Here is a 25,488-nt window from a genome sequence, read left to right as displayed (position 1 = left end):
CTGCCCTGGGAAGATCGTGACCCGATCAGTATCCCCGACGCCCGCCCTGTGGTGCATGCGTACCGCGCTACCTCAGTACGCACACGCTGATTTCGAGTACCCAGGTACTCGTGCAGCCCGCGGATCTTTCACGAAGGCTGGAAGTCCAGTCGGTGCACGCATCCGGCGAAGGTCCAATCGGCGCGATCGACGATGTCGTGCACAACGGGAGAGTGGCAGGTGATTTGTGATCGTCCCGATCGGCATCACGTTCAATATCGAGACGGAAGTCGACGACGCGGCCTCGGCACTCGGTCGTCGTGTCGCCGATTCGCAGCACAGACAGTTCTGGTTCGCAGAGTCACGCGATGCGTCGGCCGACGTTCCGACCCCCCTGTACGACAGCAGAGTCGCAATCAGGATGCGCACGGGCGTCTTCGACGACCTCACGGTCACCATGCATCCGGAGTGCAGCGATCGGCTCACCGGCGATTGGGCCGGCCCGTTCGATCATGACCAGTTCGAATACCGGATCTCCGATCAATGGTGCGGTAGCAACCGCAAGCTCAGAGCATCGGCGTGTGCCCGTCATCCCGCCGGCAGTATGTCTGCGGCGATCAACGGCGGCGCCGACCCCACCCATCTCCTCGACACGGCGCAGCGTCGGTTTCTGGTTGCTTGCGCGTCGTCGGGGACACCGATCGATCACCTCGTGATCCGTGGGCCGATCACCTCGCAGGTATGGAACACGTCGATTCGCGACGTCCGACACGTTCGGGTGGAGAGGTGGTTGTCCGACCACCTCGACGTCGTCGGGGTCTCCACGTACATCGATGTCCGCGAGGGAGAATCGTCGCACAACGTCGCAGCGCGGGCCGTGGCCGTCGCGAGCGATCTGCGACGCGGCCTTCAGGATCTGGGCTGTCAGGCAAGCCCGTTGGCCAGCAAGACGGCGCTCGCGCTCCGTGTGCTCGCGGACGAAACCGCGTGACTCCTTACCCGTCGATCGAGACGATCGTCAGCTCGAAGACCAGGGTGTCACCCTTGTTGATGCCCGCGGCGGGATTGCCATTCGGGTACCCATCCTCAGGGTTCATCGCGACCGCAACCGACGAACCCACCTTCTGACCCGCGATGGCCTTCTTGAAACCGACGACAACCTGACCGAGCGGGAACTGAGCGGGAGTGCCCCCTGAATAGCTGGTATCGAACTGCTTGCCGTCACGACCATTGACGCCTACGTAACAGACACTGACGGTGGCCGTGTCGGGGACAACCTCGCCGCTGCCCTCCCGCAAGGTGTGAACCTGCGTCTGGTCGACCGCGAACGGAGTGGTCACCGTGACTGCCGGTGCCGTCGTCGAGGTCGAGGCGACGACGTCGACACTTCCCGTGGTGCCACGAAGGGTCCAGTCCGGCTTGGCATCCGCGGCCGGTGCCGCAGACGGACACGACGGCGTCGACGTAGACGAGGTCGACGTCGATGCAGCCGAGTCTGAGTCGGAATCGGAGCCGCACGCGGCGAGTCCGATCGTCAACGAGGCAACGGCTACGGGCAGCAGGAAACGACGGATGTTCACGGCCGTCACGCTACCGAACGGCCGACCCCTGACCGTGAGCCGCACCCGACCACACCGTCGACGTCACGAACCCTGGAGTCCCAGTGCGCGAGAGATGGTGAAGAACAGATCGGTCTGATCGGTCAAGCCGACGACGTTTGCCGCGCTCGGTCCGTACGCGGCGATCCGCACCTGCGTGCCCGTGTGGCCCTGATCCATCGCGTCCAGATTGTCCGACGTCCCGTACGACACCGTGAGCGGCTGGCCGTCCTTGCCGGTCAACACGCGGGTCAATCCCGGATAGATGGAGTCCTTCTCCACCTGCACGGGCAGTTTCGCATCGTCGGCGGCCTTCTGTACGTCGTCGGCAGTCATCGACTCGACGATCTGACTGCTGTGTGCGTGATCGGCGGTGACGATCACCAGTGTGTCGCGGTTTTCCTTGGCGTAGTCGAGCGCCACCTTCGTCGCCTCGTCGAGATCAACGGTCTCGCCGATCTGACCGCACGGGTTTGCGGCGTGATCCTGCTTGTCGATCGACGCGCCCTCGACCTGCAGGAAGAAACCCTTGTCGTTGCCCTTCAGGAGGTCGATGGACTTCTTCGTCATGTCGGCGAGCTTCGGAGTGGATGCGCCACGTTCAGGGTTGTCGGTGCACGTCGCGGCTGGTTCGAGGTAACCGCCCTTGGTCGCGACAGGTCCGTTCCAGCGGACAGGCATGTTGCCGTCGGCGAAGAGTCCGAGGACGGGGGAGTCCTGGTTGGCCATCGTCACCCCGTTGAGTTCGTCGGCGCTGCGCACCATACGGTAGCCCCGCTCTTTCGCCTGGACCTCGAGCGTCTTGCCCTGGTATTCGCCTGCGGTGGCGGTTTGCTGGAATGACTTGGCGCCACCACCGAGCACGACGTCGGCTCGCGTTCCCAGCAACTGCTCGGTGATCGACCCCTTGCCACCCTTTTCCAAGGCGTCGGTCGGACACTTCTCGGATGTCTCCTCGGGCCCATAGCATTTGCGATTGGTGACGTGCGCGACCTGCACCGCGGGTGTGGCGTCCTGGATCTCAGCGGTGGTGACATCACCGGTCGCCTTGCCTGCCTTCTTGGCGAGTTCGAGCAGCGTCTGCTGGGAGCGGCCCTCGATGTCGACGGAGATCGCCCCGTTGTACGTCTTCGTGCCGGTCGACCACGCCGAACCGCTCGCCGCCGAATCGGTGACGTAGGTGGGCTTTCCGTCCTTGTCGAGCGAGTAGTGCGTGTACTGACCCGTCAGCGGCAAGGCGTCGATCCCACTGAAGGCGCCGCCCGCGCCCTGCGCGTAGTCGCGAGCAACGGTGATCTCGGAATCTCCCATGCCGTCACCGATCAGCAGGATGACGTTCTTGGCCCCGGAGTTTCGGATGGAGTCGGCGATGAGCGAACTGCGGTCGTCGCCGGCCCTCGTCGCCCCGCCATGTTCCGAAAGCTTGCCCTTGGCAACGGGATTCAACAGTGGTCCGGCCGCATCGTTGCTTCCGTCACCGCCGCACGCCGCCATCACCGTCGTCGCGCACGCCAGAGCCGTGACCGCCATGTACCGATGTCGTCGCATCCGCATTCTCCCCATATCCGTCGTTTCACTGAACTCGGACATGGTCGTTGCGATATGTGAACAAAAGTTGTCGTGGGGTCGACGCTGGTGCGGCCACCCGACCACGACTCGGGTGGCCGCGCGACCTCAGCGCTTGAGCGGGCTGTAGAAGACCAGTCCGTTGCCCTTGTTGTCGTAAACGACTGCTCGACGCTCGTGCGCGTCGTCGTAGGGGCCCTTGATGATGGCGCCACCGCTTTCCTCGACAGCTTTCGCGTCACCGTCGACGTCATCGGTCTTGATGCCGACCACCACCTTGCCCGGTATCGGATGGTCGACGTCTGTGGCGAGCGCGAGCGTCAACGACCCGCCGTCGAGAGCGGCGAAATGCGCTCCGTCACGGAACTTGAGCGCCATGCCCAAGGTCTCGCTGTAGAACTTGATGGAATCGTCGAGATCATCCGTCGACAGAACGATCATGCGGACTTCGTGGTCACTCACGTGGGCCTCCTTTGGCCGAATCGAGCTTGCTCAGCGTGAACCCCAACCCCGGAATTCACGCTAGTGCACCCGACAGCCCGACGAACGGGACTTTCGGTCCGCACACACGCAGAAGCCCGCACCTACGAAAGGCTCCCGATCTGTGTCAGATCGGGAGCCAGTGTCGTCGTCGTACCGCGCGTCAGCCGCGAACGGAGTCGAGCGCCTCGTTGAACGTCGCGCTCGGACGCATGACCTCAGCCAACTTGTCCGAATCCGGGGCGTAGTAGCCGCCGATGTCGACGGCTTCGCCCTGCGCCTTGTTCAGCTCGGCCACGATCGCATCCTCGTTTTCGGCAAGCGTCTTCGCCAGCGGCTCAAAATGCTTGGCCAATTCCTCGTCATCGGTCTGTTTGGCCAGCTCTTGCGCCCAGTACATCGCGAGATAGAACTGGCTGCCACGGTTGTCGAGTTCGCCCGTGTTGCGCGATGGACCCTTGTTGTTCTCGAGCAGTCGTCCCGTCGCGGCGTCGAGTGTTTTGGCGAGCACCTTGGCCTTCGGGTTGTCGTTCTTCTTGCCCAGATCCTCGAGGCTGACCGCAAGCGCCAGGAACTCACCAAGTGAATCCCACCGGAGATGGTTCTCCTCGAGGAGCTGCTTGACGTGCTTCGGGGCAGAACCGCCCGCGCCTGTCTCGTACAGACCGCCGCCGGCCATCAGCGGGACGATCGACAGCATCTTGGCGCTGGTGCCGAGCTCGAGGATCGGGAACAAGTCGGTCAGGTAATCGCGCAGGATGTTGCCGGTGGCCGAGATCGTGTCGAGGCCGCGGATCAGGCGTTCCATCGTGTAGCGGATGGCACGCACCTGCGACATGATCTGGATGTCGAGGCCCTCGGTGTCGTGATCCTTCAGGTAGGTGTTGACCTTGGTGATCAGCTCGTTCTCGTGGGGGCGGTAGGGGTCGAGCCAGAAGACCACCGGCATGCCCGACTCACGCGCACGCGTCACGGCCAGCTTCACCCAGTCGCGAATCGGCGCGTCGCGCACGATGCACATGCGCCAGATATCGCCCTCCTCGACGTTCTGCGACAGCAGGATCTCCCCGGTGTCGAGGTCGACGAAGTTCGCGACACCGTCGGCCGGGATCTCGAAGGTCTTGTCGTGCGAGCCGTACTCCTCGGCCTTCTGGGCCATCAGTCCGACGTTGGGCACTGTGCCCATCGTCGTCGGATCGAACTGCCCATTGGTCTTACAGAAGTTGACCATCTCCTGATAGATCCGCGAGAACGTCGACTCCGGGTTGACGGCCTTGGTGTCCTTGGGCCGACCATCGGCGCCATACATCTTGCCGCCGGCGCGGATCATCGCGGGCATCGACGCATCGACGATCACATCGCTGGGAGAGTGGAAGTTGGAGATGCCCCGAGCGGAGTCGACCATGGCGAGCTCCGGCCGGTGCTCGTGGCACTTGTGCAGGTCGTCGATGATCTCTTCTTTCTTCGACGCCGGCAGCGATTCGATCTTGGCGTACAGATCCGACAGCCCGTTGTTGACGTTCACGCCGAGTTCGTCGAAGAGGTCGCCATGCTTGGCGAACGCCTCCTTGTAGAAGGTGCGCACCGCGTGACCGAACACGATCGGGTGGCTGACCCGCATCATCGTCGCCTTGACGTGAAGCGAGAACATGACGCCCGTTTTGTAGGCGTCCTCCATCTCCTTTTCGTAGAACTCGATCAGCGCCTTCTTGCTCATGTACATGCTGTCGACGACGTCGCCGTCGAGAAGCTTGACCTCGGGCTTGAGGACAATGGACTCGCCGTCGGCGGTGACCAGTTCCATTTTCACCGTGCGGTCGCCCTCGACCGTCATCGACTTCTCGCCGTGGTAGAAGTCGCCTTCACGCATGTGAGCGACGTGGGTACGCGACGCCATCGACCATTCGCCCATCGAATGTGGATGCTTGCGGGCATACTCCTTAACCGCCTTGGGCGCGCGACGATCCGAATTACCTTCTCGCAGTACAGGATTGACAGCACTACCGAGGCACTTCGTATACCGGTCGCGGATCTCCTTCTCTTCGTCGGTCTTCGGATTGCCCGGATAGTCGGGAATGGCGTATCCCTTGGCCTGCAGTTCCTTGATCGCAGCAAGCAACTGCGGGACCGAGGCGCTGATGTTGGGAAGTTTGATGATGTTGGTGTCCGGGTCCTGGGTGAGACGTCCCAGTTCGCCGAGGTGGTCGCCGACCTTCTGCTCGTCAGTCAGATAGTCGGGGAATTCGGACAGGATGCGCGACGCAACGGAGATGTCGGAAGTCTCGACGTTGATGTCGGCGGAGTCGGCGAACGCCCGGATAACGGGCAGAAAGGCGTAGGTCGCCAGCATCGGCGCCTCGTCGGTCAGGGTGTAGATGATGGTCGGTTGCTTGTCGCTCATAACCTGCCTTCGCTCTCGAGTGCGGTCGCCCGACACAATTGGGTCGTGTGTCGCAACCGCTGGCCACGCGCGGGTGTGCGCGTCCAGCGTCAACCCTATTCCGTCAGCCAAACCCGTGCCGCACGTGCTCGCGAAATGAACTGGGTCGCGTCTCGCTAACAGCGTGTTCTCTGCCACTGAGGTGCGCTCGCGGTAGGGCCGACCGGCCATGGCAGACTCGACCGCGGTCCGTGAACGAGGTGCAACCGTGAGGTGACGATGGTGAACTCTGCCGTGGATGGGGCTCTGACGCTGACCGACACGTTCGAGGCGAACCGCTCGATCCAGCGGTCCGCAGCTGTCCGACTGTTCGCGGCCTCGAACTCCGCGATGTACGTCACGCTGATGGAGCGTCATCTCGATTTCGGAATTCGCCACTCCGAGTCAGAGCTAGCGATTCGCCTCGACCGCGACATCGCCGCACTCGGCACCTCCGACCAGCCCACCGGCCTCGATCTCATCAAGTCGTGGGCCAAGCAGGGGTGGCTGCACCGCGTCACCGACGCAGCATCGCCGTCGGCGCCCAACGTGTGCTTCCTGAGCACCGAGGCGCGCTCGGTGATCGCATACATGCGTCGGTTGCGGCGCGAGGACAGCGTCGCCACCGGCGGGTCCATCATGGGCGTGGCCGCCGGTCTGCACCGGGTCGCGACTCAGGTGACCGACGATCCGGAACGAATTCGCGAAGACATCGAGAGCCAGATCGACGAACTCGACGCCGAACTCGTCGAACTCAACGAGGGACGCCGTCGACCATTCGACCTGCGGGGAGCTGAGGACGAGGCTCGGGCGATCGCCTACCAGATGGAGCAGATCATCACCGACATCGGCCAGTACGGCGCGATGCTCGATCGCATCACCACAGCACTGCTCGACGACCCGCACGACTCCGACCTCGCCTACCGCGATCGACAGCGACAGATGTTCGACGACTACGAGTCCCTCCTCGAGTCATCCCAAAGCGCGTCCTATCACGCCTTCACCCAGATGATCCAGGATCCGGTGCAGCGCGCCCGCCTCATCTCCGACATCGAGCTCGTCGTCGACAGGCTGCCGAGTATCGACACCGGACTGCGCGCAGTGATGGAGAACTTCTTCCCGTTGGTCAGTGAGCAGATGGCCGAGGTCGGGCGAATCAGGCAGCGTTGTGCCCGTCGAATCCGACGGTTCGTCGCATCAGGAACTCTCGAGCAGAGCCGTGGCGTTGCCCGACAGCTCAACGACGCACTGGCCACCGCCAACGAGTTGCTCAAGGATTCACTCGCCGATCGTCGTCTCGGCTACGAGCTGCCGGTCGCAACGCCGCAGGTGACATCCATCGGTCGGCTCGCGTTCGAAATCCGCAATCCGGCACCGCCGGAGCAGGCACGACCCGCCGACGGACGCACCAACCTGGCATCATTCGCATCTCTCGCGGGGCAGGTCGACACGGTGGAACTCGCCGACGTGGTGAACGACAAGCTGACCGCGGGACCGCTGTCGTTGAGCGACGCGATCGCCGCGCTCGACGAGCCGTACCTCGCGCATGTCATCGTGTTGTGGTCGTGGGCCCTGCGCCAGCCTCGGGAAGCGCAGCGCCAGCCTCGGGAAGCACAGCGCCAGCCTCGGGAAATGCAGCGCGAGCCTGGGGAGGGGTCGTCGTTTGTGCGGTTCCGGTCGCTGGAGGGCGAGGACCGCGCGATCGAAGTGCCGACGCTGATGTTCAGCGAGCCCATCCCGTCCCAGTACAGCGATACCGATTCGATTCTCAGCACGGAAGCCGACGCCTGATGACCAGCACCGACACCACCGATCCGAACACTCCCGAGGCATCTACGGACGCCGCTGTCTCCACCGGCACGCCCGTCGACGAGTTCGCCGGATACGACGATCTGCCGACCGCGGCGACACACGGGAGGATCGACGGACCAGGCGCGCCCCGATTCGACGGTGATGTCTCTGCGATGCCCGATCGCGCATGCTGGGCGTTGCAGAATCTCCTCACGCGCAGGCATGTCAGTGGTGACCGCAACCCACAATTGTGGGCGTGGGTCACCGAGTATGAGGATGTGCTGCGCAGCCGCCTGTCGGAGCTCGACCTCCGACTGCGCCTTGTCGACGAGCTCCAGGTGGCATTCGTCGAGCAGGCCGGATACGAGTCACGTTGGGGCAGAAAGATTCTCAAGCGCGAGACCATCCAGACCTACGACGCTATCCTCGCCCTGCACCTCGCCAAGTTCCTGCGTTCGTCGCGCGAGGAGACAGCGATCATCACCCGTGAGGAGATCCACGAGATGTTCGCGGGCGTGACCAACACGATCGACCGCGACCTCGCGTTGTTCGACAAGCGGATCGAGCGCGCGATAGACAAGCTCGAAGAGCTCGACTTCTTACGCAGACACCGCGACGATCCCGACACGTTCACCGTCAGCCCGGTGATCACGGCGGTGATGACCGCCTCGGTGATCACCGACCTACAGCATCAGTTCGAGCAGTTCATCGGCGCGGGCGACACCGGTGACGATCTCGCCGTCGACGCCGATTCGGCGGGCGCAGAAGGCAACTCGACGCCCGCCGACCAGTCGGATTCCACCGACGAATACTCCGACGACGAAGGAGACGAGTGGTGAGTGATCTCGACAGGCTCGATCAGCGGGACAGGCTCGATCAGCGGGACAGGCTCGATCAGCGGGACAGGCTCGATCAGCGGGACACGCTCGATCAGCGGAGCACGCCCGATCGCGGCGAGGGGGACGAGCAGTACTACCTGTCCCGGTTGCAGCTCATCAACTGGGGAGTCTTCGACGGCTACCACTCCATCGGGTTCAGCCCGGGCGGCGCACTCATCACGGGCTCGTCGGGCAGTGGTAAATCGTCACTGCTGGACGCGATTTCGCTGGCCTTCCTGCCGGATCACCGTCGCAACTTCAATGCTTCTGGCGATACCACCGCGGCCGGTTCGTCCGGCGGTCGACGCACCGTCGGCAAGTACGTGCGTGGTGCGTGGGGCGAGCGTCGCGACGCAACGGGAGCACACCGCGAGATCATGTATCTCCGCGGAAGCGGCCCAGCCTGGGCGGCGATCGCCGTCACCTACACCTCGACGTCGGGCACAGCCATCACCGGACTGGTGCTGAAGTGGCTTGGCGCAGGCAAACTCACCGATGCCCATAGCGCGTACTTCATCCACGACGGTGACGTCGACATCGTCGACGCCTGCAACGAGTGGGCCGCGAATGGCTACAGCGCCGCCCGGTTCCGCGACCGCGGCTGGCAGGGCGGTCCGGGAGAGGGCAAGTATCTGTCGACCCTGTACTCGTTGATCGGTATCCGCGGCTCGGATGCCGCACAGCAGTTGCTCGGAAAGGCCAAGTCGCTCAAGAGCGTTGGCGGACTCGCACAGTTCGTACGCGAGTTCATGCTCGACGAACCCACGAGCATCGCAGGCATCTCCGACGCACTCGAGCAGATCGATCCACTGGTCGAGGCGCGTGAACTCCTCGACGTATCCCGGCGCAAGCGCACCATCCTCGACAACGTCGAGGCGATGCAGGAGCGCTATGCGGCGGAGTCGGCGACCTTCACGGTTCTCGACACCATCGAGCCCGAGGTCGTCCGCTCGTACGTCACCAACCTGCGGCTGCACAATGCCGAACCCGAGATCGCCGACCTCGACGATCAAATCGCCCGCCTCGATTCCGACCTCGCCGCGCTCAACTCGCAGCACGATCAACTCCGCCGGGATCACAGCCACCTTCTCGGTCGGATCGCAACGTCGACAGGCGATCTCGCGCCGCTGCAGGAACAACTCTCGACGGCGCAGAAGGCGAGCAACGAGGCGTCGATCCGTCGCGCCACCTATGAACACAAGATCTCCGCGCTCGGATTCGACATTCCGGAAGACGGTGAGGCGTTCTGGGAGTTACGCGAGCACCTGATTCAGGAGGCCACCCGACTCGACGGTCAACTCGAGGCGGGCAAGCCACATTTCGCCGAGACCCTCGCCACCGAGGTCGCTGCGCGCTCCCAACGCGACGCTGCCCGTGACGAACTCGAGCGCGTGCGCCACGCCGGCTCCGCGCTGCCTCGCGCCGAACACGAGATGCGTCGAATCATCGCCAATGCACTCCAACTCGACGAGTCCGAACTGCGGTATGTCGCCGAACTCGTCGAGCTCGAACCCTCTGCCGAGAGGTGGCGGCTGGCAGTCGAGAAGGTCCTGCGTAACGCCGGGCTGCGACTCCTGGTGCCGGACAATCATTTTGCGGCTGCCCTCAAGTTCGTCAACGAGCACGACATGCGCGGGCGGATTCAGCTCCACCACGCAGAGACGCGTCCCGCGCCGATGGTGGAGCCGGGCACGCTCGGGGCGACGCTCCGGGCGGCCGAACCCGACCACCCGTGCACCAACGAGGCCCTCACGATCCTTGCCAAACTCGGCAATTACGTGTGCGTCGATTCCACCGCGGATTTCGTCGAACACACCAAGGCCGTGACCGACCGTGGCCTTCGCAAGGACTCGGCGAAGCTCGCCATCAAGGACGACCGTCAGCAGTTGCGTCCGTCCCAGTACATCTTCGTCGGAAACGTGAGCGCGAAAATCGCTGCGCTGCAGGAAGAACTCGAGTCCGAGAACGAGCTGTACGAGCAGGCGCGAGCTCGCAGTGCCGAACTCGACCGAGAGCGCACAGCCAAGGAGCAGCGACGCGACGCCTACCGACGGGTCTGCGAACAGTTCGCCGCGTGGAACGAGATCGACCTCGATACCGCTGACGACCGCGTCGACGCGCTCACCGAACAGTACGAGCTCCTCATGGAGGAAAATCCCGACACCGAGGCGCTGCAACGCAAGGCCGAGGACATCTGGGAGCAGGTCCGCGCCGCCATTTCGCAGGCCGCACTCGTGCGGGACAAGATCGCCACCCACGACAAGCGTCGTACTCAACTACTCGACCTGGTCGACAGGTTGAAGATCGAACCCGTCTCTGCCCACGCGGAGGCGACGCTCGATCGCTTCCGCGAGGAGTCCGCGGCGGTGCTCGACGTGCTCGCACCGGATCCGTTCCGCCAGGATCTACTCAAAGCCGTTGGGCGCGAGCGTGATCGGACGCGCGCCGACACTCGACGTTCGCGCGACGAATTGGGTCGCGTCCTCGACGCCTACGACAAGGAGTTCCCGGACGCGATCCCGAACGACAGCGACGATTTCGACGAGCGCGTCCACGACTATGTCGCGCTGTGCCGCCGCATCGACGAGCGCGAGCTGCCTGCCGCCTACGAGCGAATGCGACGACTCATCACCGAGCAGGCGCCGGGCGCGATCCTGAGTCTGCACATGGCGGCCGAGGCCGAGGAGCGACGGATCGTCGAGCAGATCGAGCGGGTCAACTCCGGGCTCGGCTCGGTGGCCTTCAACCGCGGAACCCGCCTACGGCTCTGCCCCGGTCGCAAGACTCTCGCGGCAGTCGCCGAACTGACCGACAAGGCGCGGCAGATCTCGTCGCGAACCGCAGCCGTCGGATTCGGCGACGAGGAGGCCATCCTCGAGCAGTATGCCGACATACTGCTTCTGCGTGAACGACTCGCCGGTGCAACGCCCGAAGACCGTCAGTGGACGCGAGACGCACTCGACGTGCGTAACCGGTTCGACTTCTACTGCGAGGAACGCGACGCCGAGACCGGCGAGACCATCCGCACGTACAGCAACGCGGGCGACAACTCCGGTGGTGAGCAAGAGAAGTTGATGGCGTTCTGTCTGGCAGGCGCGCTGAGCTTCAACCTGGCGAGTCCGCACGGCAAGGGAAACCGTCCCATCTTCGCGCAGTTGATGCTCGACGAGGCGTTCTCGAAGTCCGACCCGCAGTTCGCGCAGCAGGCACTCGCGGCGTTCCGCAAGTTCGGCTTCCAGTTGATCATCGTCGCAACGGTGCAGAACACCAGCACGATCCAGCCCTACATCGACAACGTCGTCATGGTGTCGAAGACCGAGGACGTCAACAGCCGTCCCATCGCCACCGCGATCTCGACGTCGATCCAGACGTTCTCGGATCTACGTCGAACGAGCACGAGCCGTCTGCCCGTCTGAGCGCACCGACCACCACTGACCAACGAGGGCCTCGGCTGGTTGCTACCAGCCGAGGCCCTCGTTGATCAGAGCGTCGCGTCAGGACGAGTAGTCGTAGAAACCCTTGCCCGACTTCTTGCCGAGGTAGCCCGCCTCGACCATGCGCCGCAACAGGGGCGGCGGCGCGTAGTGGGGCTGGCGGAACTCGTCGTACAGCGATTCGGCGACGTCGAGAACGACGTCGAGTCCGACGGTGTCGCTGAGCGTCAACGGGCCCATCGGGTGTCCGCAGCCGTTCACCATCCCGGTGTCGATGTCTTCCTTGGTGGCGTAGCCGCTCTCGTACATGCGGATGGCGTCGACCAGGTAGGGGATGAGCAAGGCGTTCACGACGAAGCCGCCGCGGTCGCCTGCCTGAATCGTCTTCTTACCGAGGTGATCTCGCGCGTACTCGGTGACGGTCGCCACTGCCTCTGGCGAGGTCGCCAAGCTGGAGATGATCTCCACGAGCGGCATGACCGGCACCGGATTGAAGAAGTGCACACCGACAACGCGACTCGGGTCTGCGACGTCCTTGGCGATACGGATGATCGGGATCGAAGACGTGTTGGTGGCGAGGATCGCGGTCGGAGCGGTGATCTTGTCGAGTTCGGCGAAGAAACCCACCTTGAGTGCCTCGATCTCGGGCAGGGCCTCGATGACGAGTTCGCGGTCGGCGAAGTCGGACACCGAGGTGGTCAGCGTCAGACGGGCCAACGCCTGCTCGGCATCGTCGGCGCTGATCTTCGACTTCGAGACCGCACGGTTGATCGACTTCTCGATGCGTGCGCGGGCCGCGTCAGCCGCAGCCTGGTCGCGCTCGAGAACGAGGACGTCGTCACCCGCGCGGATCGCGATCTCGGCGATACCGGCACCCATCGTGCCGCCGCCGACTACTCCGAGCTGTGTCATGGAGCTCCTCCAGATTGTGAAACGTGGTCGCAGGTCAGCCTACTGCGCAAGGGCCACACGAAATGAACCCGAGGTCGCGGCGGGGGTCCACCAACCCGATCAGGCTGTGAGCGCGGTGATCGCACTGTGCGGCAGCGCATAGGAGTGATGCCCATCTCGTCCGGTCATGTCTTCGGCGCCCGCGAGCGCGTTGAGCACGGCTTCCTCGACCGCATACACCGTCGCCGCGTAGAGCGCGTCCATCCGATTCCACGGCATCACAGTCTGGGTGGTGAGGAGGACGTCGCTGTCCGATAGCGGAAATCCCGTCGTGGAGGAGCGATCATCTGCCGTCGAGAAGGCGAGGAACAGATCACCGGAGAACAGTGATCCGGTCGTACCGGTTCTGGCTAGTCCCATCGGGACTCTTCGCGCCATAGCCGTGCACTGTGCGGATGTTGTCGGAGCATCCGTAGCCACGATGACGATGACCGACCCGGCACCGCCTGGAACAGAGAGGTCGTGCTCCAACCACGGCTCCGTCTCCATCGGGTTGGGGACGTCGACCCGAGTTCCCACCGGTATTCCCGCAATGGTCAGTTCGCTGCGCGAGCCGAAGTTCGCCTGGACGAAAGCCCCAACGGTGAACTCGTGCGTCCCGATCTCGACGGCGCGTGACGCTGTGCCGCTACCCCCCTTGAAGCCGTAACAGTTCATCCCGGTACCGCCACCCACGTTGCCTTCGGCTGGCGCCGCTGCCGAAGCGGAATCAAGTGCACCACGCACGGCGTTCGCCGTGACATGGCCGCCATTGATGTCGTTGAGGTAGCCGTCCCATGTCTCTGCGCACACCGGCAGCAGCCATTGTCTGCCCAGCACAGGATCTAAGTCGTTGATCCACTCGATCACTGCGGCATGGCACGTTCCAACGGCGTGCGTATTGGAGATCGTGATCGGCAGTGAGAGTTCTCCGACCTCGTTAATCCAGTGGGCACCCGTCATCTCGCCGTTTCCGTTCAGCGAGTAGAAGCCTGCCGAACATGGCCTACCCACACCGTTTCTGCCACGCGGGAGAAGTGCCGTCACTCCTGTGCGCACCGGCCCGCGGCCGACCTCGAGCGGGCCTGCCCCTTCGATGAGCGTGGTGTAGCCGACCTCGACGCCTGCAACGTCGGTGATCGCGTTCTTCGGTCCGGGTGTACCGGGAAGCGTGACCCCGAGATCGCGAATGCGTGGCCGACTCATGACGTCTCGTTTCGGTTCATCGGGGCACAGTCCGCTCCGACAATGTCGGGACAACCCGTTGCGGTACGCGCGTACGACGAGATCAATTGCACTGCACGGGAATAGGAGAGTGACGCATTTGCGGTGATTATGTGCAAGCCGTATCCGTCCTCGAGTGTCACCAGGTTCGCCGCGATGTCGACTGACGGCTCGGTCAGCGTGAAGTGCCCTTGGGCAACACCGACATCCAGAATTCCCATGTACAGGGCGACCTGTTTGTCGAAGAGCGCGGTGACCAAGATCGCGTGGTCATCGCGCAACCCGAGATGCGAATCGAGTTGATAGAGAGCAGATACCAATGCGTCGTCCCCTGATCGCGGAAGGCCCGCGGAGATCATCACTCGCAGCCGGTCGCGAGCATCTGCGAGTGACGAGACCTCGTGAAGGCGCGCCGCATAGAACCTGTCGCTTGCGAGCCTGTGCACTTCTTTCAGCAGCGTCTCGAAATCGGTGAAGTAGTAGTGAATGGTTCCTGTCGACACATCGGCGATGGCCGCGATGTCGGCGATACGGAGGGCCGCCAGACCGCGATCACGTATCGCGACGAGCGTCGCTGTAACTATCGCATCCCTCGCCGCGGCCTGGTCTTTGCGCCGAGCCATGACCCTCCTGTTTCACCAGTTAACTTCTGATTACGCGCCTTTCTACGCATTGACAGCATAAACACATAATTCTTTGATTGACCAGTCAAGAAATTTCCCGGTCACTTGAAGGAGCGCGCATGACCGACATCAACCCGCGCATCGCGCCGGCAGCAGGCGTCGCATACGAACAGCAACTCTCCCGGAGCCTCACGATGCGGGAGAACATCTTTATCACCCTGTCGTCGGTCACTCCGGCGTCGAGCGTGTTCATCATCGTTCCGGCCATCCTCTTGGCGGCAGGCGGCGCTTCGGTCCTGACAATGGCCATCGCCGCGGTAGCTGCCATCTTCGTGGGCATGTGTTACGCGGAGCTGGCAGCGACCTATCCGGTAACGGGTGGTGAATACACCTGGGCGGCAAGACTTCTGGGTCGTCCAGCGGGATTCGCATTGTTCTTGCTCACACTCGTCAGCGGTATCTTCATCATCGCGGTGATCGCGTTGGGTACAGGTGAATACCTCGGGGTTGCGTGGTCCGGGCTGTCCGGCAAGTGGATTGGGGTGGGGGTCATCGTCGTCACGACGGTCGTCGCCACGTTGAACATCCGGACCAATGCTTGGGTCACCGGACTCTTTCTCGTGATCGAGATAGCTGCCGTGACTGTGCTGGCGATACTGGGGTTTGCGCATGTGTCGCGCGGTCCGGGGGAGTTCGTCCACGCACAAGCCATCGTCGACGGCTCACTGACCCCTGTTGGATTCTCGGCCCTTGTCGCGCTCGTACCGGTGGCGCTGTTCGCCTACAACGGATACGGAGCGGCCGTGTACTACGTCGAGGAAACGAAGAACGCCGGCAAGATGATTGGGCGGGTGATCATGGTCTGTCTCGCCGTTACCGTCGCCGTTGAGATCATTCCCCTGATGGCAGTGGTAGTCGGGGCACCATCGATGAAAGATCTTCTCTCGGCCGAGTCACCGATGAACTACTTTCTCATCGCACGCGGAGGGCCGACGCTCAACGTTGTCATCAGCGTCGGCATTGCGATCGCGATCATCAATGCGGTCATCGCGATCATTCTGCAGATCGCGCGACTGGTATTCGCATCGGCCCGCGATCGATCGTGGCCGAAGCCGGTCGACGACGTGCTCAGCCGCGTGCATCCTCGCCTGCACACACCCGTTGCCGCCACTGTGCTGGTTGGCTTGGTGGCGGCCGTCGCCGCCGCGTTCCTGCCACTCGACTGGCTCGTCAATGCAACCGGAGCAACGACGGTGGTGCTCTACCTGATGGTCGCGTGTGCGGCGCTACGTCTGCGACGCAGGGGAGCACCGACAAGCCGTGGCTACCGAATGCGCTTGTGGCCTCTGGCCCCGCTCGTCGTGATCGCGGTGTGCCTCTACGTCTGCTATCAGCTCATCACACCGGAGACATGGGTCCAATTGGCGATCGCGGTCGGCACGCTGGTCGTGGGTGCCCTGTACTACATCGCCTATCTCTACCCGCGTCGTGCCGATCGGTGGACTCTGCCCGACCCGATACACGAGGACGTGTGAGTGGCGTGCAGATTCAGATCATGTTCTTCCGGGTGAGCCAATGCATCACCGGCCACCCGATGAACACCGGAAGCCAACAGGTCAGTACGCGGTAGAGCAGCACACCGGGGACAGCCACTGCCGAAGGAACACCAAACGCCGCCAGGCCACCGATCAGTGCCGCCTCGACGGCCCCGACACCGCCGGGCGTCGGGGCGGCGGAGGCCAACGTCCCGCCGACCATCGTGACCACGGTCACGGTGATGAACGAGACATGCCCGCCGAACGCGTGCACGCTTGCCCAGAGCGCGAGTGCACCGCCGAGAGTCGTTGCGCCACAACCCAGTGTGATGATGCCGAGCCGTTTGGGTTCACGCGCCACCGCGCGCAGGTCGACGAATACCTCGATCAGTCGTGGACGCAACGAGGCACCGAGCCAGTGGCGAAGCGTCGGAATGAACAAGAACAGACCGATCGCACCGAGCACGATTCCCGCGACGAGGTAGAGCACCGTCGCCGAGGGAACGAAATGCGACAGGTCGGCCGAGGTCCCTGCGATCGCAGTGAAGAACAACAACAGCACCACGTGCACGATCACCTGCACGCTCTGCTGCAGTGCGACAGCCGTCGTCGCCCGAACACCCCCGAGACCGGCCTTCTGCAGAAACCGCGTGCTGAGCGCGAGTCCGCCGACGCCGGCCGGAGTTGTCGTCGCGGCGAATGTGTTGGCGAACTGCATGACGGTGAGCTTCCACATACTCGTGAGACCGTCGGCGCAGGCCCATAGGGCGGCCGCCGCGCCGACGTAGGTGAGCATCGACGCCGCCAGACCGGCCGATGCCCACACCCAGTCGAGGGTGCGCAATTCACTGAAGAAGGTCGGCACCGTGCTGATGAACGGGTAGGCCACGTAGACCAGCGCCACCAGCAGGACCAACTGGATGATCTGGGAGCGACTGAACCTCGTGATGGTCTCGGCGCGGATCTCGTCTGCGCCTGTCTGCGAACGGATTTCATCGCGCGCCGACGACATCACCTTCTTGGCGTCGCTCAGCTGGTCGCGTATCCGCCTCGGCAACGCCGACGAGCTCAACCGTCGTGACGCGGTCAGAACCGCGTCGGCTCCGAACGCATTGATCGCCGAGGTGACGGCGGGCTCCGGACCGTAGAGGTCGGTTGTGGTGGCGAGCAATTGAGCAATGTCGGACTGGAGCTGGACGTCGGTGGCACCGAACTCCGCGAAGTGAAAACCGCCGAACACGATGCGGCCATCGGTGATGGTGATCTGCGCCGCCCGAAGGTCTCCGTGGGCTATCCGCTCCGCGTGCAGCGTGTGTAATGCGGCCCAGATGTCGGCCACCGCGACGTCGTCGCTGCACGAATGGAGGGGCGTACCGCGGGGCGGTGTACAGGCGTACATCATCCAATCCCGATCAAGGGGCGCAACGGCGACAACACGACTGTTCGACAGACCGAGGTCGTCGACGACGGATGTCATGAGTCCGCGGTGCTCGACCATTCGATGCGCGGAGAGCTGCAGCGGTGCTGTTTCTTCCGAGCGCAGGCGGATCTTGCGCCAGAACTCGCGCAGCAGACCTGCGCTGCGCTGATTGGGTCCGTACATGTCGACGATGATGTCGTCGTCGGCGTGGGCGACGAGTTCGAGCGGTCCGCGACTGGCCGGCCGGACCACGCGGAGCGCGGTCACGCGCACACCCCGTTGTTCCAGCATCCGAACCGCATCTTCGAGCGGCACGACCAGCGCGGGCGTGCCCGCGACCCACACAACCAGTGAGCCGACGAACCAGCCGGTCGCGAGCCCCAGGACGGCGCGCGCGGGTACGACGGCGCTCACCACGAGGTGGATGGGGACGAAGGCCAGGAGCAGGATCCACCACCAGCGTCGCCAGCGGGCGGGAAGCCACGGTCCCGACACCGTCAGGACTGCGGCAAGCATCGCGATCCAGCGCGGATCGTCGAGGAATTGCGACAGCAGCGAATCGAGCCGTTCGTTGCGATCGAAATGCCATGTCGGGGCGGCGATACCGTTCTCGCTGACCGACAGCGCGAGAAAGCTGATCGCGGCTGCCGTCGCGTACGCCCAGAGCAGTCGCCATTGTCGAGCGGCGAGCAGGCCGACGAGGATCATGAACGGGAGTGCCAGAATCGCGATGCCGTACGCGAGATAGACCAACCCGGCCTGGGTGGGCGTCAACACTCCCACGATGTCGGAGATCGACTTCTCCAGTGCCACCCAGTCGCCCCGGGTGATCAGTGAACTCACGATGACGACAATGAGCACGATCGCCGAGGTGGTGAGACGAAGTATGTCCGACGTACGCCGCGTCAGCGGCTGCAGCAGGTCACCGGAGACGGTGATCTCGCGTCCGTCGACATCCATCGGCTGCTCGTGTCTTCCCACGTTTCGGCGCGCCGACGGTGTGCCGGGCGTAGTCAGACCCCAACATATCGGGACATGCGCTCACAACCCGGGAGGCGACGGGTTACCGAGCCGCTCGCGCTCTCTCGACCACCAGCGCGCCGAGGCTCACGAGATCGGAGTCGGCGTGTGATTGCCTTACGTAGACCTGAAGGTCGGCGACGGCTTGAGCGTGCTCGGCGTCGTGGACCAGCGGGCCGGGTCCGAGCGCGCGCCCAACCCGGTCGATCACGGCGCTTGCCCGTTGTTCGACCGACCAGCGAACGCTGAAAGCGCGTCGTCTGGCCGCCTCGATGTCTGACGGGCAGGCATCGAGCTCGCGTGCAGCCGCGTCGAGGAGTGCGATTGCCGTCGCGATCTCGGCTTCGACGGCGCCGAGGTGCATCAAGAGGATGTCCGACAGCCCACTGTGCGCCGACGACGCCTTGGCGTACAGCACGTCGGCAACTTTCTGCGTACCGCCGACCCAACAGGCCGCCACACCGATTCCTCCGTGCCAGAACCCGGCGCGATCAAGGTAGGCACCAGGCTCACCGACCGGTCGACCGACGACGCCGTCGAGGACGACCGTTCCGGTCTCGGTGCGATTCATGCCCGAGTTGGTCCAGTCGGCAGGCTCTCGGCGCACACCTTCCGCGCCGAGTTCGACGGCGAACATTCGACGCTCACCACCGCCGTTGAGAACGTCCGCGGTGATCAGTGCGTGGTCACACGACAAGACTCCCGAACACCACGGCTTTGCTCCGGTGAGAAGCCACGTGCCTCCGCGCCGAAGCTCAGCGGTCACGCGCGGCACGGGAGGCTCCGCGGCCCACACGCCCCAGAACTCACCGGGTTCGGTGCCACGGCCGGTCAGCTCGTGGAGGATGGCATCGGCGTCGAAGTGCGCCTCCACCAGTCTTCCGACGGCGATGTCGACGTGACAGAGCTCCCGAAGGGTTCCCCATCGCGTCCGTGTCTCGCCCGCGCCGGGAAGCGGGACGGCAAGGCCGTCGTCAAGGAGATCGCGAGCTCGCGACGAGGCGTCGTCGATCATGCGTAGCCTCCCGTCTGAGCGGTGGCGGGACATGATGGAGCGGGACATGAGGCGGAATCCAGCGATCGTAGGTGCGCGGCGAATCCGTGCTCTGCCCGACCTTGTGCACGGGTGGATGTGATCACCGGCGCATGGTGCGACGCGACGACCCGCGCACCGAAAGCTCGGACACGATGCACCAATTCGACATCTTCGCCGTGGGGTATCGGCGCAAACCCGCCCACCGCGTGATAGGTGGCGGCGCGCATTCCGAGGTTCGCGCCATGAATGTGACTGTGGCCCTCCCTATTTCGATACGACTCGGTGTAGCGACGCTCGACGTCTCGCGTCCACCCCGTCCATCCGTCGGGCGTCACGGTGCCGAGGTAACAGTCGGCACCGTGGTCGGCGAAGTGAAGTTGCTGCTGGAACCAGTGTGGCGGGACCCGGCTATCGGCGTCGGTGCTGGCAAACCAGGTCGCAGCGTCATCGACGGCACGCCCGGTGCCGTGTCGCGCGAAGCCTTCGCGTCGTGCAGCCCCCACGGAGCCGAAGGAACACGAGATCACCTGCACGCCAAGCGGTATCCGACGCGCGGTCGCGTCCGTGCAATCGTCGAGGACGACCGTCACAGCTACCTCGTGCGGGGTGTTGCGCGCCGCGACGAGAACGCTCGTCACACAATCGGCGACGAGATCTTCCTCATTGTGCGCCGGCACAACGACGGCAATCCGGTTGACTGCAGTCGGTGAGACAGCGGCAGTAGATGAGGCAGGGGTAGTAAATGCACGCACGTGGCCCCCAGGACGGGTCGGATGATGGCGATGCCCATTGGCTGAAGGCGTGGTTACCCAACTCTAGCCCGTACGCGCGCGAACAATCATGATCGGCGAGGTCACGCGGCACTTTCGAGCGCGAGCAGGGCCGACTTGACCTCCAACCCGCCGAGGTAGCCGCCGAGCGTCCCGTCGGTGCGCAACACCCGATGACAGGGAACCACCACGGGCAGCGGGTTGGTGGCACAGGCCGTTCCGACAGCTCGAATCGCGGCGGGATTGCCGACCCGCTGAGCGAGTTGCTTGTACGTCGTGGTCTGCCCGTACCCGATCTGCGGCAGGTATCGCTGCACCTGCTCGCGGAAACCCGAGGACAAACGATGATCGAGAGCCAGTCCGAACTCGTGTCGGCGTCCGTCGAAGTACTCGTGGAGTTGGGCGGCCGCGTCGTCGAGCATTGCCGGCGCTCGAAGAATTCGTGATCCGATCCTGGTCGCCAGGTCGTCGAGGACCGCGTCGAATCCCTCGTTCTCGAAGGCGACGCGCACGAGTCCCGCCTCTGTCGCCGCCAGCAACAGTGTGCCGATGGGCGTATCGACGGTTCGGTAGCCGACGTCGAGAAGTCCTTGTTGCACTGCACCGATTTCCAGCCGCGCGTGCAGGGCGGTGAGATCGTCCTCGGAGACCGCGAACTGGATTCCCAGTTCAGTTGTATTGTCACTCATGGGTTTTCGTGTCCTCGTTGATCGTCGGCATCTATGTAGGTGCGTCGTAGCGCTTTCATGCCGTCGGCGGCAGCTCGCCGGACAGCGTCTGGGGTACTGCCGAGCAATTCAGCGGTCTCGGTGTGGGGCAAACCACCGATGTAGTGGTAGGCAATGGCGAGGCGTTGACGGTCGGGGAGTAGGGCCACCGCGTCCCACACTCCCGCACGATCGGGGGCCGCAGAATGCAGGTCTGCCGCCTCCGGGATGTTTTCGGTGGGGGTCGGACGACGCTGTCGTCCCCGGATGATGTCGATGGCCTTGCGTTGGGCAACTCGCACCAACCACGCCTCGACGTTCACATCCTCAGCGAGGTCCGGCCAGGCGCGCAGCGCCGCCAGAAAGGTCTCCGACCAGGCGTCATCGGCGTCGGGTCCGCTACCAAGGGCGGCCCGGCAGACTCTCAGTACCGTTGCACCGTGCGTCGACACAGCACGCTCGAAAGGCTCTTTCATGTCCATCACACGGTAAACGCCGCGGAACCGGAGAACGTGAGATCGCCGTTCGTAGCAGTCAGAACAACCTCGATGCTCGGATCTCCTTCGGCTCCTCGAGTTCGAGAAGCCACCGCTTGCGCTGCAGCCCACCTGCGTAACCGGTCAGTGAGCCGTCGGCCCCGATCACCCGATGACACGGGATCACTATGCCAACAGGATTGCGCCCTACAGCCTGCCCGACGCGCTGCGCCTGCTGCGGCATCCCGATCTCCGCTGCCACCTGACCGTAGGTCGTGGTCGTGCCAAACGGAATGCCGCGCAACGCATTCCACACCGCCTGGTGGAACGCGTCGCCGTGAGTGTGGACCGGTAGGTCGAAGTCGGTTCGGTCACCCGCGAGGTACTCGACAAGTTGCGATGCCGCGGCGTCGACCAACGCATCGTCGTCGACGTGGTCACCCAACGCCGCGTCCTTGGGACGATGTCGCTGATCGGAGAAGTAGATCCCGGTGATCGCTTCGCCTGTCGCGACGATTGTCACAGCACCCAGCGGGGTCACGACCGCGCCGCATCTCGCTGTGCTCCCCGCGCCCTCCGTGTGTCCATTCATCATCTTCACGCTTCCTGTCTCGTCCACATTGCTCATCGCCACGCAGTCGCACAGTGCCCTCCAAACGTGAGATCTGTGTGGACATCGACCCGTCGACCGGCAATGGCTGCCCGCTGAATCGTCATCGTTCGATGTCTGGTTGCCCACTCGGAGCAGTGCGCTCGGGGTCGGCATCCGCGGTGGCCGGATTGTCGAACGAGACCTCGATTTCCTCGAATCCCTTGCTCCGTTGTGCCTGTGCCTGCGCGGTATACGCGGCCTCGTCGCCAGGAGTGAGGACGACGTTGTCCGTGAATGGCGTCAATACCGAACGCGGGTAGAGCTTGTCGACGCGGACAGCATTGCTTTCGACGCAGAAGATGACGAGCACCGCCGCGATGTACAGAAAAGCCAAGAGCCCCAACACCACCGCGAACACGCCGTTGGTCGCACTCGACCTCACGATCACGCGTTGCACGTAGACGCTGCCGAAGGTTTGAAGCGCCTGCCAGCACAGCGCTGCGGCGATCGCTCCGGGTAATACGTCGCGGACGCTCACCGAGCGTGCGGTTCCGATGACGAACGCGATGGTGAATACGGTCGTGTACAAGATCACCGATGCGAGAATCGCCAGAGGCTTGCCCACCGTACCGAGGTCTACCGCGGCGACGAATCCGTTCAACACGGTCAGACCGATGATCGATCCTCCGATTGTCAGCAACAGCACTGCCCCTTTGAGGCGTGCCTGGATCGGATTCGGTCGCTCGTTTCTCGGTACATTCCAGATGATGTTCATGGCGTTCTGAATAGCCACGGCCACTCCGAGTCCGCCGTAGATCGCGCCGATGACGCCGATTGCCACCGTCACACCACTACCGCTGATCGTGCCCGTTTCACGCAGCTGCGAGCCGATGACCGGGATCTGCGATAACGCGGAATCGAGGATTTGTTGCTCGAGTTGAGGGTTGTCGCGCAGCACGATTCCCAGGATCGATGTGAAAACCAGAAGCAGCGGAAACAACGAGACGAACCCGTAGTAGGCGATCAGTGCGGCGAGATAACCGCCCTGGTCGTCGAAGAATTTGTAGAGCACAGCCAGTGGGTATCCGGTTGATGGATGGCGGTGCTGAAAGTTGTCGATTCGCTCGGCAAGTGACAATCGCCCAGATGACAACTCTCGCCTCCCTTGCCTTGAGAATGGCGACGTTGTGCGCTTGCCACGGCCACCGCTTCGACAAATCCTATTCGGAGGCATCCTGATCGGGCAGCACGGCTCGCCGAGCAGACGCGCAACCGACGCCAGAGAAGTAGAAACAACAAGCGGCTCTCACCTGCAGCATGTGCGGGTAAGAGCCGCCGTTGAGCGCGAACTCAGATCTGGCGCGGTTACTGCGTCGGTACGACCTTGCCATTCACCGTGACCTCGACGGTGTTGGTCGACGAGTTCCACGTGATCTTGCCGTGCTCGAAGGTCGACGTCTTGACGTCACCTTCGGTGGTCTCGTCGCTCGTTGCTGCGCCGAGCGGACCCTGCGATCCGCCCTTGCCCTCCGCCGACGGGTTGCCCTCGGCATCGCGCTTGACGTTCCACGCGTCGCGAATCTTGCCCCACGTGATGTACGCCGGGGTGGCCTCTTCGCCATTCTTCGCAGTGATCACGCCGCCGGCGAACTGCTGGAACACAACACCGTTCGAGCCCGTGCCCGATGCCTCGGCACCGGTGCTCGGTGCGCCGAGATCGGTCTTCTGCTGCTCGGTCGCCGCCTGATACTTCGCCGCGATCGGTCCGGTCAGCGTGACCGTGCTTCCGTCAGCCGCTTTGAGCTCCACAGAGGCACCAGCAGCCGCCGAGCCTGACATCCCCGACATCCCCGCCATGCCGGACTCGCTTGCCGATGCCGACGCCGATGCCGATGCCGACGAGCTGGAGTCATTGTCATCGCTGCAACCGGCAGCGATGAGGGTGACTGCCGATGCCGCCGCAACGACACCGGCGATGCGGCGAGTTGTCTGCTTCATTGGTTCCCTTTCGGTTCGAGACACTGAAGTAGTACACGGTCGTCAAGACCGCGTTCAGGACCGTAACCACATCCGACGACCAGACTCGACGAGAACTCGCCGACTGGTGCAGTGTTGCAACATCAGTCTGGCGAAGCCGACGTAGCGGACAAGGATCGTGTCCCAATCGTGAGTTCCACGTCCAAGAAACCCGCTATGGGGCGGCGGAATACGTTGGGTCCATCGACAGTTGGAACCATCGACGGCGTCGGATTCATTGCCCCGGGTCCCACCCTTCACCGCTTAGAGCGGATTTTTCGCCGAGAGGCGCATGACCGATTCCGTCCATTTCAGAAGCCGTCGACCGCCTCGGTCGGCGGCTTCTTGTCTGTCGGGGTCGCGCAGACGCGGCTCACGATTTTTGGTGGGCTGCCGCCGAACCGTGGCGTACCAGTCCGCGCCGAGTGGAGAGAATGCCAGATCACACTGTCCGGAAAGACAACACCTCATCTCGATCCGGAACAGGATCCGCACTTAGCCAACTAGCGTCGACGTTGTTCGAGTTCGATCCTGACGCGGGCGCACGATGTGCGACGACAAAAGGCGAGACGCACGTGTACCGAAGTAATGGAAATTTCGAGGCATTCGGACGGCCGGATTAGCCGGCAGATGTTGACGGCAAGAGTGCCTACTTCGTCGGTTCCGGACTCGCGTGCCTGGCTGGCGCGGCGTTCCTGATTCGTGATGCCGCGGTGGACGCGAGATGGAGGCGCATTTCGCGGCCCTGTGGGATCTCTTCAAATCGATCCCGTCACTCGCCATCGACAACGCGTCGGTGCTCGACGAAATGTACTGGCTGCACAAGACCAATCCCAGCTCGAACCCGGCAACTGGACTGACGGCACCCGAGGACGAGCACGCCGACGCCCCCCCCCCCCCCGGGGGGGGGGGGGGGGGGGTTGGTCTTGTGCCCAACCCCCGGGTTTTGGGGCAGACCGGGGGGCGCGGCGGCGCGGGGGGGGGGGGGACCACC

General features: G+C 63.7%; 20 protein-coding genes and 1 pseudogene. 6 read left to right on the top strand and 15 right to left on the bottom strand.

Features of this window, described 5'->3' with window-relative positions; translation table 11 throughout:
• Window positions 1-226: 226 nt before the first annotated feature.
• The gene (locus A5766_RS14060) at window positions 227-970 is read left to right on the top strand and encodes a hypothetical protein (protein ID WP_064864008.1); all 744 of its coding nucleotides are present in this window, start codon (window positions 227-229) and stop codon (window positions 968-970) included.
• A 4-nt stretch (window positions 971-974) separates the two neighbouring features.
• Here A5766_RS14060 and A5766_RS14055 read toward each other — a convergent pair whose 3' ends face one another.
• From A5766_RS14055 to A5766_RS14040, 4 genes are all read right to left on the bottom strand, one after another.
• Window positions 975-1,511 (bottom strand): FKBP-type peptidyl-prolyl cis-trans isomerase, encoded by a 537-nt coding sequence (locus A5766_RS14055; protein WP_064864036.1) that lies wholly within the window; start codon window positions 1,509-1,511, stop codon window positions 975-977.
• Window positions 1,512-1,622: 111 nt separating this feature from the next.
• On the bottom strand, window positions 1,623-3,125 hold the full coding sequence (phoA, locus tag A5766_RS14050) for an alkaline phosphatase (protein ID WP_156527461.1): 1,503 nt from the start codon (window positions 3,123-3,125) through the stop codon (window positions 1,623-1,625).
• A gap of 126 nt (window positions 3,126-3,251) precedes the next feature.
• The gene (locus tag A5766_RS14045) at window positions 3,252-3,605 is read right to left on the bottom strand and encodes a VOC family protein (protein ID WP_005203020.1); all 354 of its coding nucleotides are present in this window, start codon (window positions 3,603-3,605) and stop codon (window positions 3,252-3,254) included.
• Between the two features lie 181 nt (window positions 3,606-3,786).
• Entirely contained in the window at window positions 3,787-6,024 is a 2,238-nt protein-coding gene (locus A5766_RS14040; RefSeq protein ID WP_005203021.1) for an NADP-dependent isocitrate dehydrogenase, read from the bottom strand.
• A gap of 258 nt (window positions 6,025-6,282) precedes the next feature.
• On the opposite strand from A5766_RS14040, the gene A5766_RS14035 reads away from it, so the two are divergent.
• From A5766_RS14035 to A5766_RS14025, 3 genes are all read left to right on the top strand, one after another.
• Window positions 6,283-7,833, top strand: coding sequence for a DUF3375 domain-containing protein (locus A5766_RS14035; RefSeq protein WP_005203024.1), 1,551 nt, complete (start codon window positions 6,283-6,285; stop codon window positions 7,831-7,833).
• On the top strand, window positions 7,833-8,672 hold the full coding sequence (locus A5766_RS14030) for a DUF4194 domain-containing protein (protein WP_005203025.1): 840 nt from the start codon (window positions 7,833-7,835) through the stop codon (window positions 8,670-8,672). The genes A5766_RS14035 and A5766_RS14030 overlap by 1 nt, the downstream gene beginning before the upstream one ends.
• 137 nt (window positions 8,673-8,809) lie before the next feature.
• Entirely contained in the window at window positions 8,810-12,127 is a 3,318-nt protein-coding gene (locus A5766_RS14025) for an ATP-binding protein (protein WP_064905115.1), read from the top strand.
• 78 nt (window positions 12,128-12,205) lie between these two features.
• Here the strand turns inward: A5766_RS14025 and A5766_RS14020 are convergent, their stop codons facing one another.
• From A5766_RS14020 to A5766_RS14010, 3 genes are all read right to left on the bottom strand, one after another.
• Window positions 12,206-13,057 carry a 3-hydroxybutyryl-CoA dehydrogenase gene (locus tag A5766_RS14020; protein WP_005203029.1) on the bottom strand — a complete coding sequence of 284 codons (852 nt, stop codon included), beginning with the start codon at window positions 13,055-13,057 and terminating at the stop codon, window positions 12,206-12,208.
• Between the two features lie 99 nt (window positions 13,058-13,156).
• Window positions 13,157-14,281 carry a DmpA family aminopeptidase gene (locus tag A5766_RS14015; protein WP_005203031.1) on the bottom strand — a complete coding sequence of 375 codons (1,125 nt, stop codon included), beginning with the start codon at window positions 14,279-14,281 and terminating at the stop codon, window positions 13,157-13,159.
• Complete coding sequence (locus tag A5766_RS14010) at window positions 14,278-14,922, bottom strand: TetR/AcrR family transcriptional regulator (protein WP_005203033.1); 645 nt, start codon at window positions 14,920-14,922, stop codon at window positions 14,278-14,280. The genes A5766_RS14015 and A5766_RS14010 overlap by 4 nt, the downstream gene beginning before the upstream one ends.
• A 119-nt stretch (window positions 14,923-15,041) precedes the next feature.
• Between A5766_RS14010 and A5766_RS14005 the strand changes: the two genes are divergently transcribed.
• Entirely contained in the window at window positions 15,042-16,457 is a 1,416-nt protein-coding gene (locus tag A5766_RS14005) for an APC family permease (RefSeq protein ID WP_005203035.1), read from the top strand.
• A 13-nt stretch (window positions 16,458-16,470) separates the two neighbouring features.
• Here the strand turns inward: A5766_RS14005 and A5766_RS14000 are convergent, their stop codons facing one another.
• The 8 genes from A5766_RS14000 to A5766_RS13965 all read right to left on the bottom strand — a co-directional run bounded on the left by A5766_RS14000 (window position 16,471) and on the right by A5766_RS13965 (window position 24,476).
• The gene (locus tag A5766_RS14000) at window positions 16,471-18,837 is read right to left on the bottom strand and encodes a lysylphosphatidylglycerol synthase transmembrane domain-containing protein (RefSeq protein ID WP_005203037.1); all 2,367 of its coding nucleotides are present in this window, start codon (window positions 18,835-18,837) and stop codon (window positions 16,471-16,473) included.
• A gap of 103 nt (window positions 18,838-18,940) precedes the next feature.
• Complete coding sequence (locus A5766_RS13995; RefSeq protein ID WP_005203039.1) at window positions 18,941-19,912, bottom strand: acyl-CoA dehydrogenase family protein; 972 nt, start codon at window positions 19,910-19,912, stop codon at window positions 18,941-18,943.
• Entirely contained in the window at window positions 19,909-20,571 is a 663-nt protein-coding gene (locus tag A5766_RS23915; RefSeq protein ID WP_231894647.1) for a glycosyltransferase, read from the bottom strand. Before A5766_RS23915 ends, A5766_RS13995 begins: the two co-directional genes overlap by 4 nt.
• 215 nt (window positions 20,572-20,786) lie before the next feature.
• A complete protein-coding gene (locus A5766_RS13985) occupies window positions 20,787-21,392 on the bottom strand; it encodes a methylated-DNA--[protein]-cysteine S-methyltransferase (protein ID WP_005203043.1) in 606 nt (201 codons plus the stop codon).
• Complete coding sequence (locus A5766_RS13980; RefSeq protein ID WP_141630788.1) at window positions 21,389-21,886, bottom strand: RNA polymerase sigma factor; 498 nt, start codon at window positions 21,884-21,886, stop codon at window positions 21,389-21,391. Before A5766_RS13980 ends, A5766_RS13985 begins: the two co-directional genes overlap by 4 nt.
• A 58-nt stretch (window positions 21,887-21,944) precedes the next feature.
• The gene (locus A5766_RS13975; protein ID WP_005203047.1) at window positions 21,945-22,478 is read right to left on the bottom strand and encodes a methylated-DNA--[protein]-cysteine S-methyltransferase; all 534 of its coding nucleotides are present in this window, start codon (window positions 22,476-22,478) and stop codon (window positions 21,945-21,947) included.
• Window positions 22,479-22,599: 121 nt separating this feature from the next.
• Window positions 22,600-23,616, bottom strand: coding sequence for a YihY/virulence factor BrkB family protein (locus tag A5766_RS13970; protein ID WP_039854524.1), 1,017 nt, complete (start codon window positions 23,614-23,616; stop codon window positions 22,600-22,602).
• A 227-nt stretch (window positions 23,617-23,843) separates the two neighbouring features.
• Window positions 23,844-24,476: an LGFP repeat-containing protein gene (locus A5766_RS13965; protein WP_039854526.1), complete on the bottom strand. Its 633-nt coding sequence runs from the start codon at window positions 24,474-24,476 to the stop codon at window positions 23,844-23,846.
• A 593-nt stretch (window positions 24,477-25,069) separates the two neighbouring features.
• Between A5766_RS13965 and A5766_RS24425 the strand changes: the two are divergent.
• Window positions 25,070-25,353: pseudogene (locus A5766_RS24425) on the top strand (oleate hydratase); the annotation flags it as partial.
• Between the last annotated feature and the right edge of the window lie 135 nt (window positions 25,354-25,488).

The sequence above is a fragment of the Gordonia sp. 852002-51296_SCH5728562-b genome (assembly GCF_001665475.1).
GTDB classification, from domain to species: Bacteria; Actinomycetota; Actinomycetes; order Mycobacteriales; family Mycobacteriaceae; genus Gordonia; species Gordonia sputi.
This window is presented reverse-complemented; position numbering and strand designations above follow the sequence as displayed.

Coding starts and splice junctions, on each gene's coding strand:
- A5766_RS14020 (WP_005203029.1), bottom strand. CDS start 13,057: ATGACACAGCTCGGAGTAGTCGGCGGCGGCACGATGGGTGCCGGTATC.
- A5766_RS14010 (WP_005203033.1), bottom strand. CDS start 14,922: ATGGCTCGGCGCAAAGACCAGGCCGCGGCGAGGGATGCGATAGTTACA.
- A5766_RS13975 (WP_005203047.1), bottom strand. CDS start 22,478: ATGAATGGACACACGGAGGGCGCGGGGAGCACAGCGAGATGCGGCGCG.
- A5766_RS14030 (WP_005203025.1), top strand. CDS start 7,833: ATGACCAGCACCGACACCACCGATCCGAACACTCCCGAGGCATCTACG.
- A5766_RS13985 (WP_005203043.1), bottom strand. CDS start 21,392: ATGAGTGACAATACAACTGAACTGGGAATCCAGTTCGCGGTCTCCGAG.
- A5766_RS14015 (WP_005203031.1), bottom strand. CDS start 14,281: ATGAGTCGGCCACGCATTCGCGATCTCGGGGTCACGCTTCCCGGTACA.
- A5766_RS13980 (WP_141630788.1), bottom strand. CDS start 21,886: ATGAAAGAGCCTTTCGAGCGTGCTGTGTCGACGCACGGTGCAACGGTA.
- A5766_RS13965 (WP_039854526.1), bottom strand. CDS start 24,476: ATGAAGCAGACAACTCGCCGCATCGCCGGTGTCGTTGCGGCGGCATCG.
- A5766_RS13995 (WP_005203039.1), bottom strand. CDS start 19,912: ATGATCGACGACGCCTCGTCGCGAGCTCGCGATCTCCTTGACGACGGC.
- A5766_RS14000 (WP_005203037.1), bottom strand. CDS start 18,837: ATGGATGTCGACGGACGCGAGATCACCGTCTCCGGTGACCTGCTGCAG.
- A5766_RS14005 (WP_005203035.1), top strand. CDS start 15,042: ATGACCGACATCAACCCGCGCATCGCGCCGGCAGCAGGCGTCGCATAC.
- phoA (WP_156527461.1), bottom strand. CDS start 3,125: ATGCGACGACATCGGTACATGGCGGTCACGGCTCTGGCGTGCGCGACG.
- A5766_RS14040 (WP_005203021.1), bottom strand. CDS start 6,024: ATGAGCGACAAGCAACCGACCATCATCTACACCCTGACCGACGAGGCG.
- A5766_RS14035 (WP_005203024.1), top strand. CDS start 6,283: ATGGTGAACTCTGCCGTGGATGGGGCTCTGACGCTGACCGACACGTTC.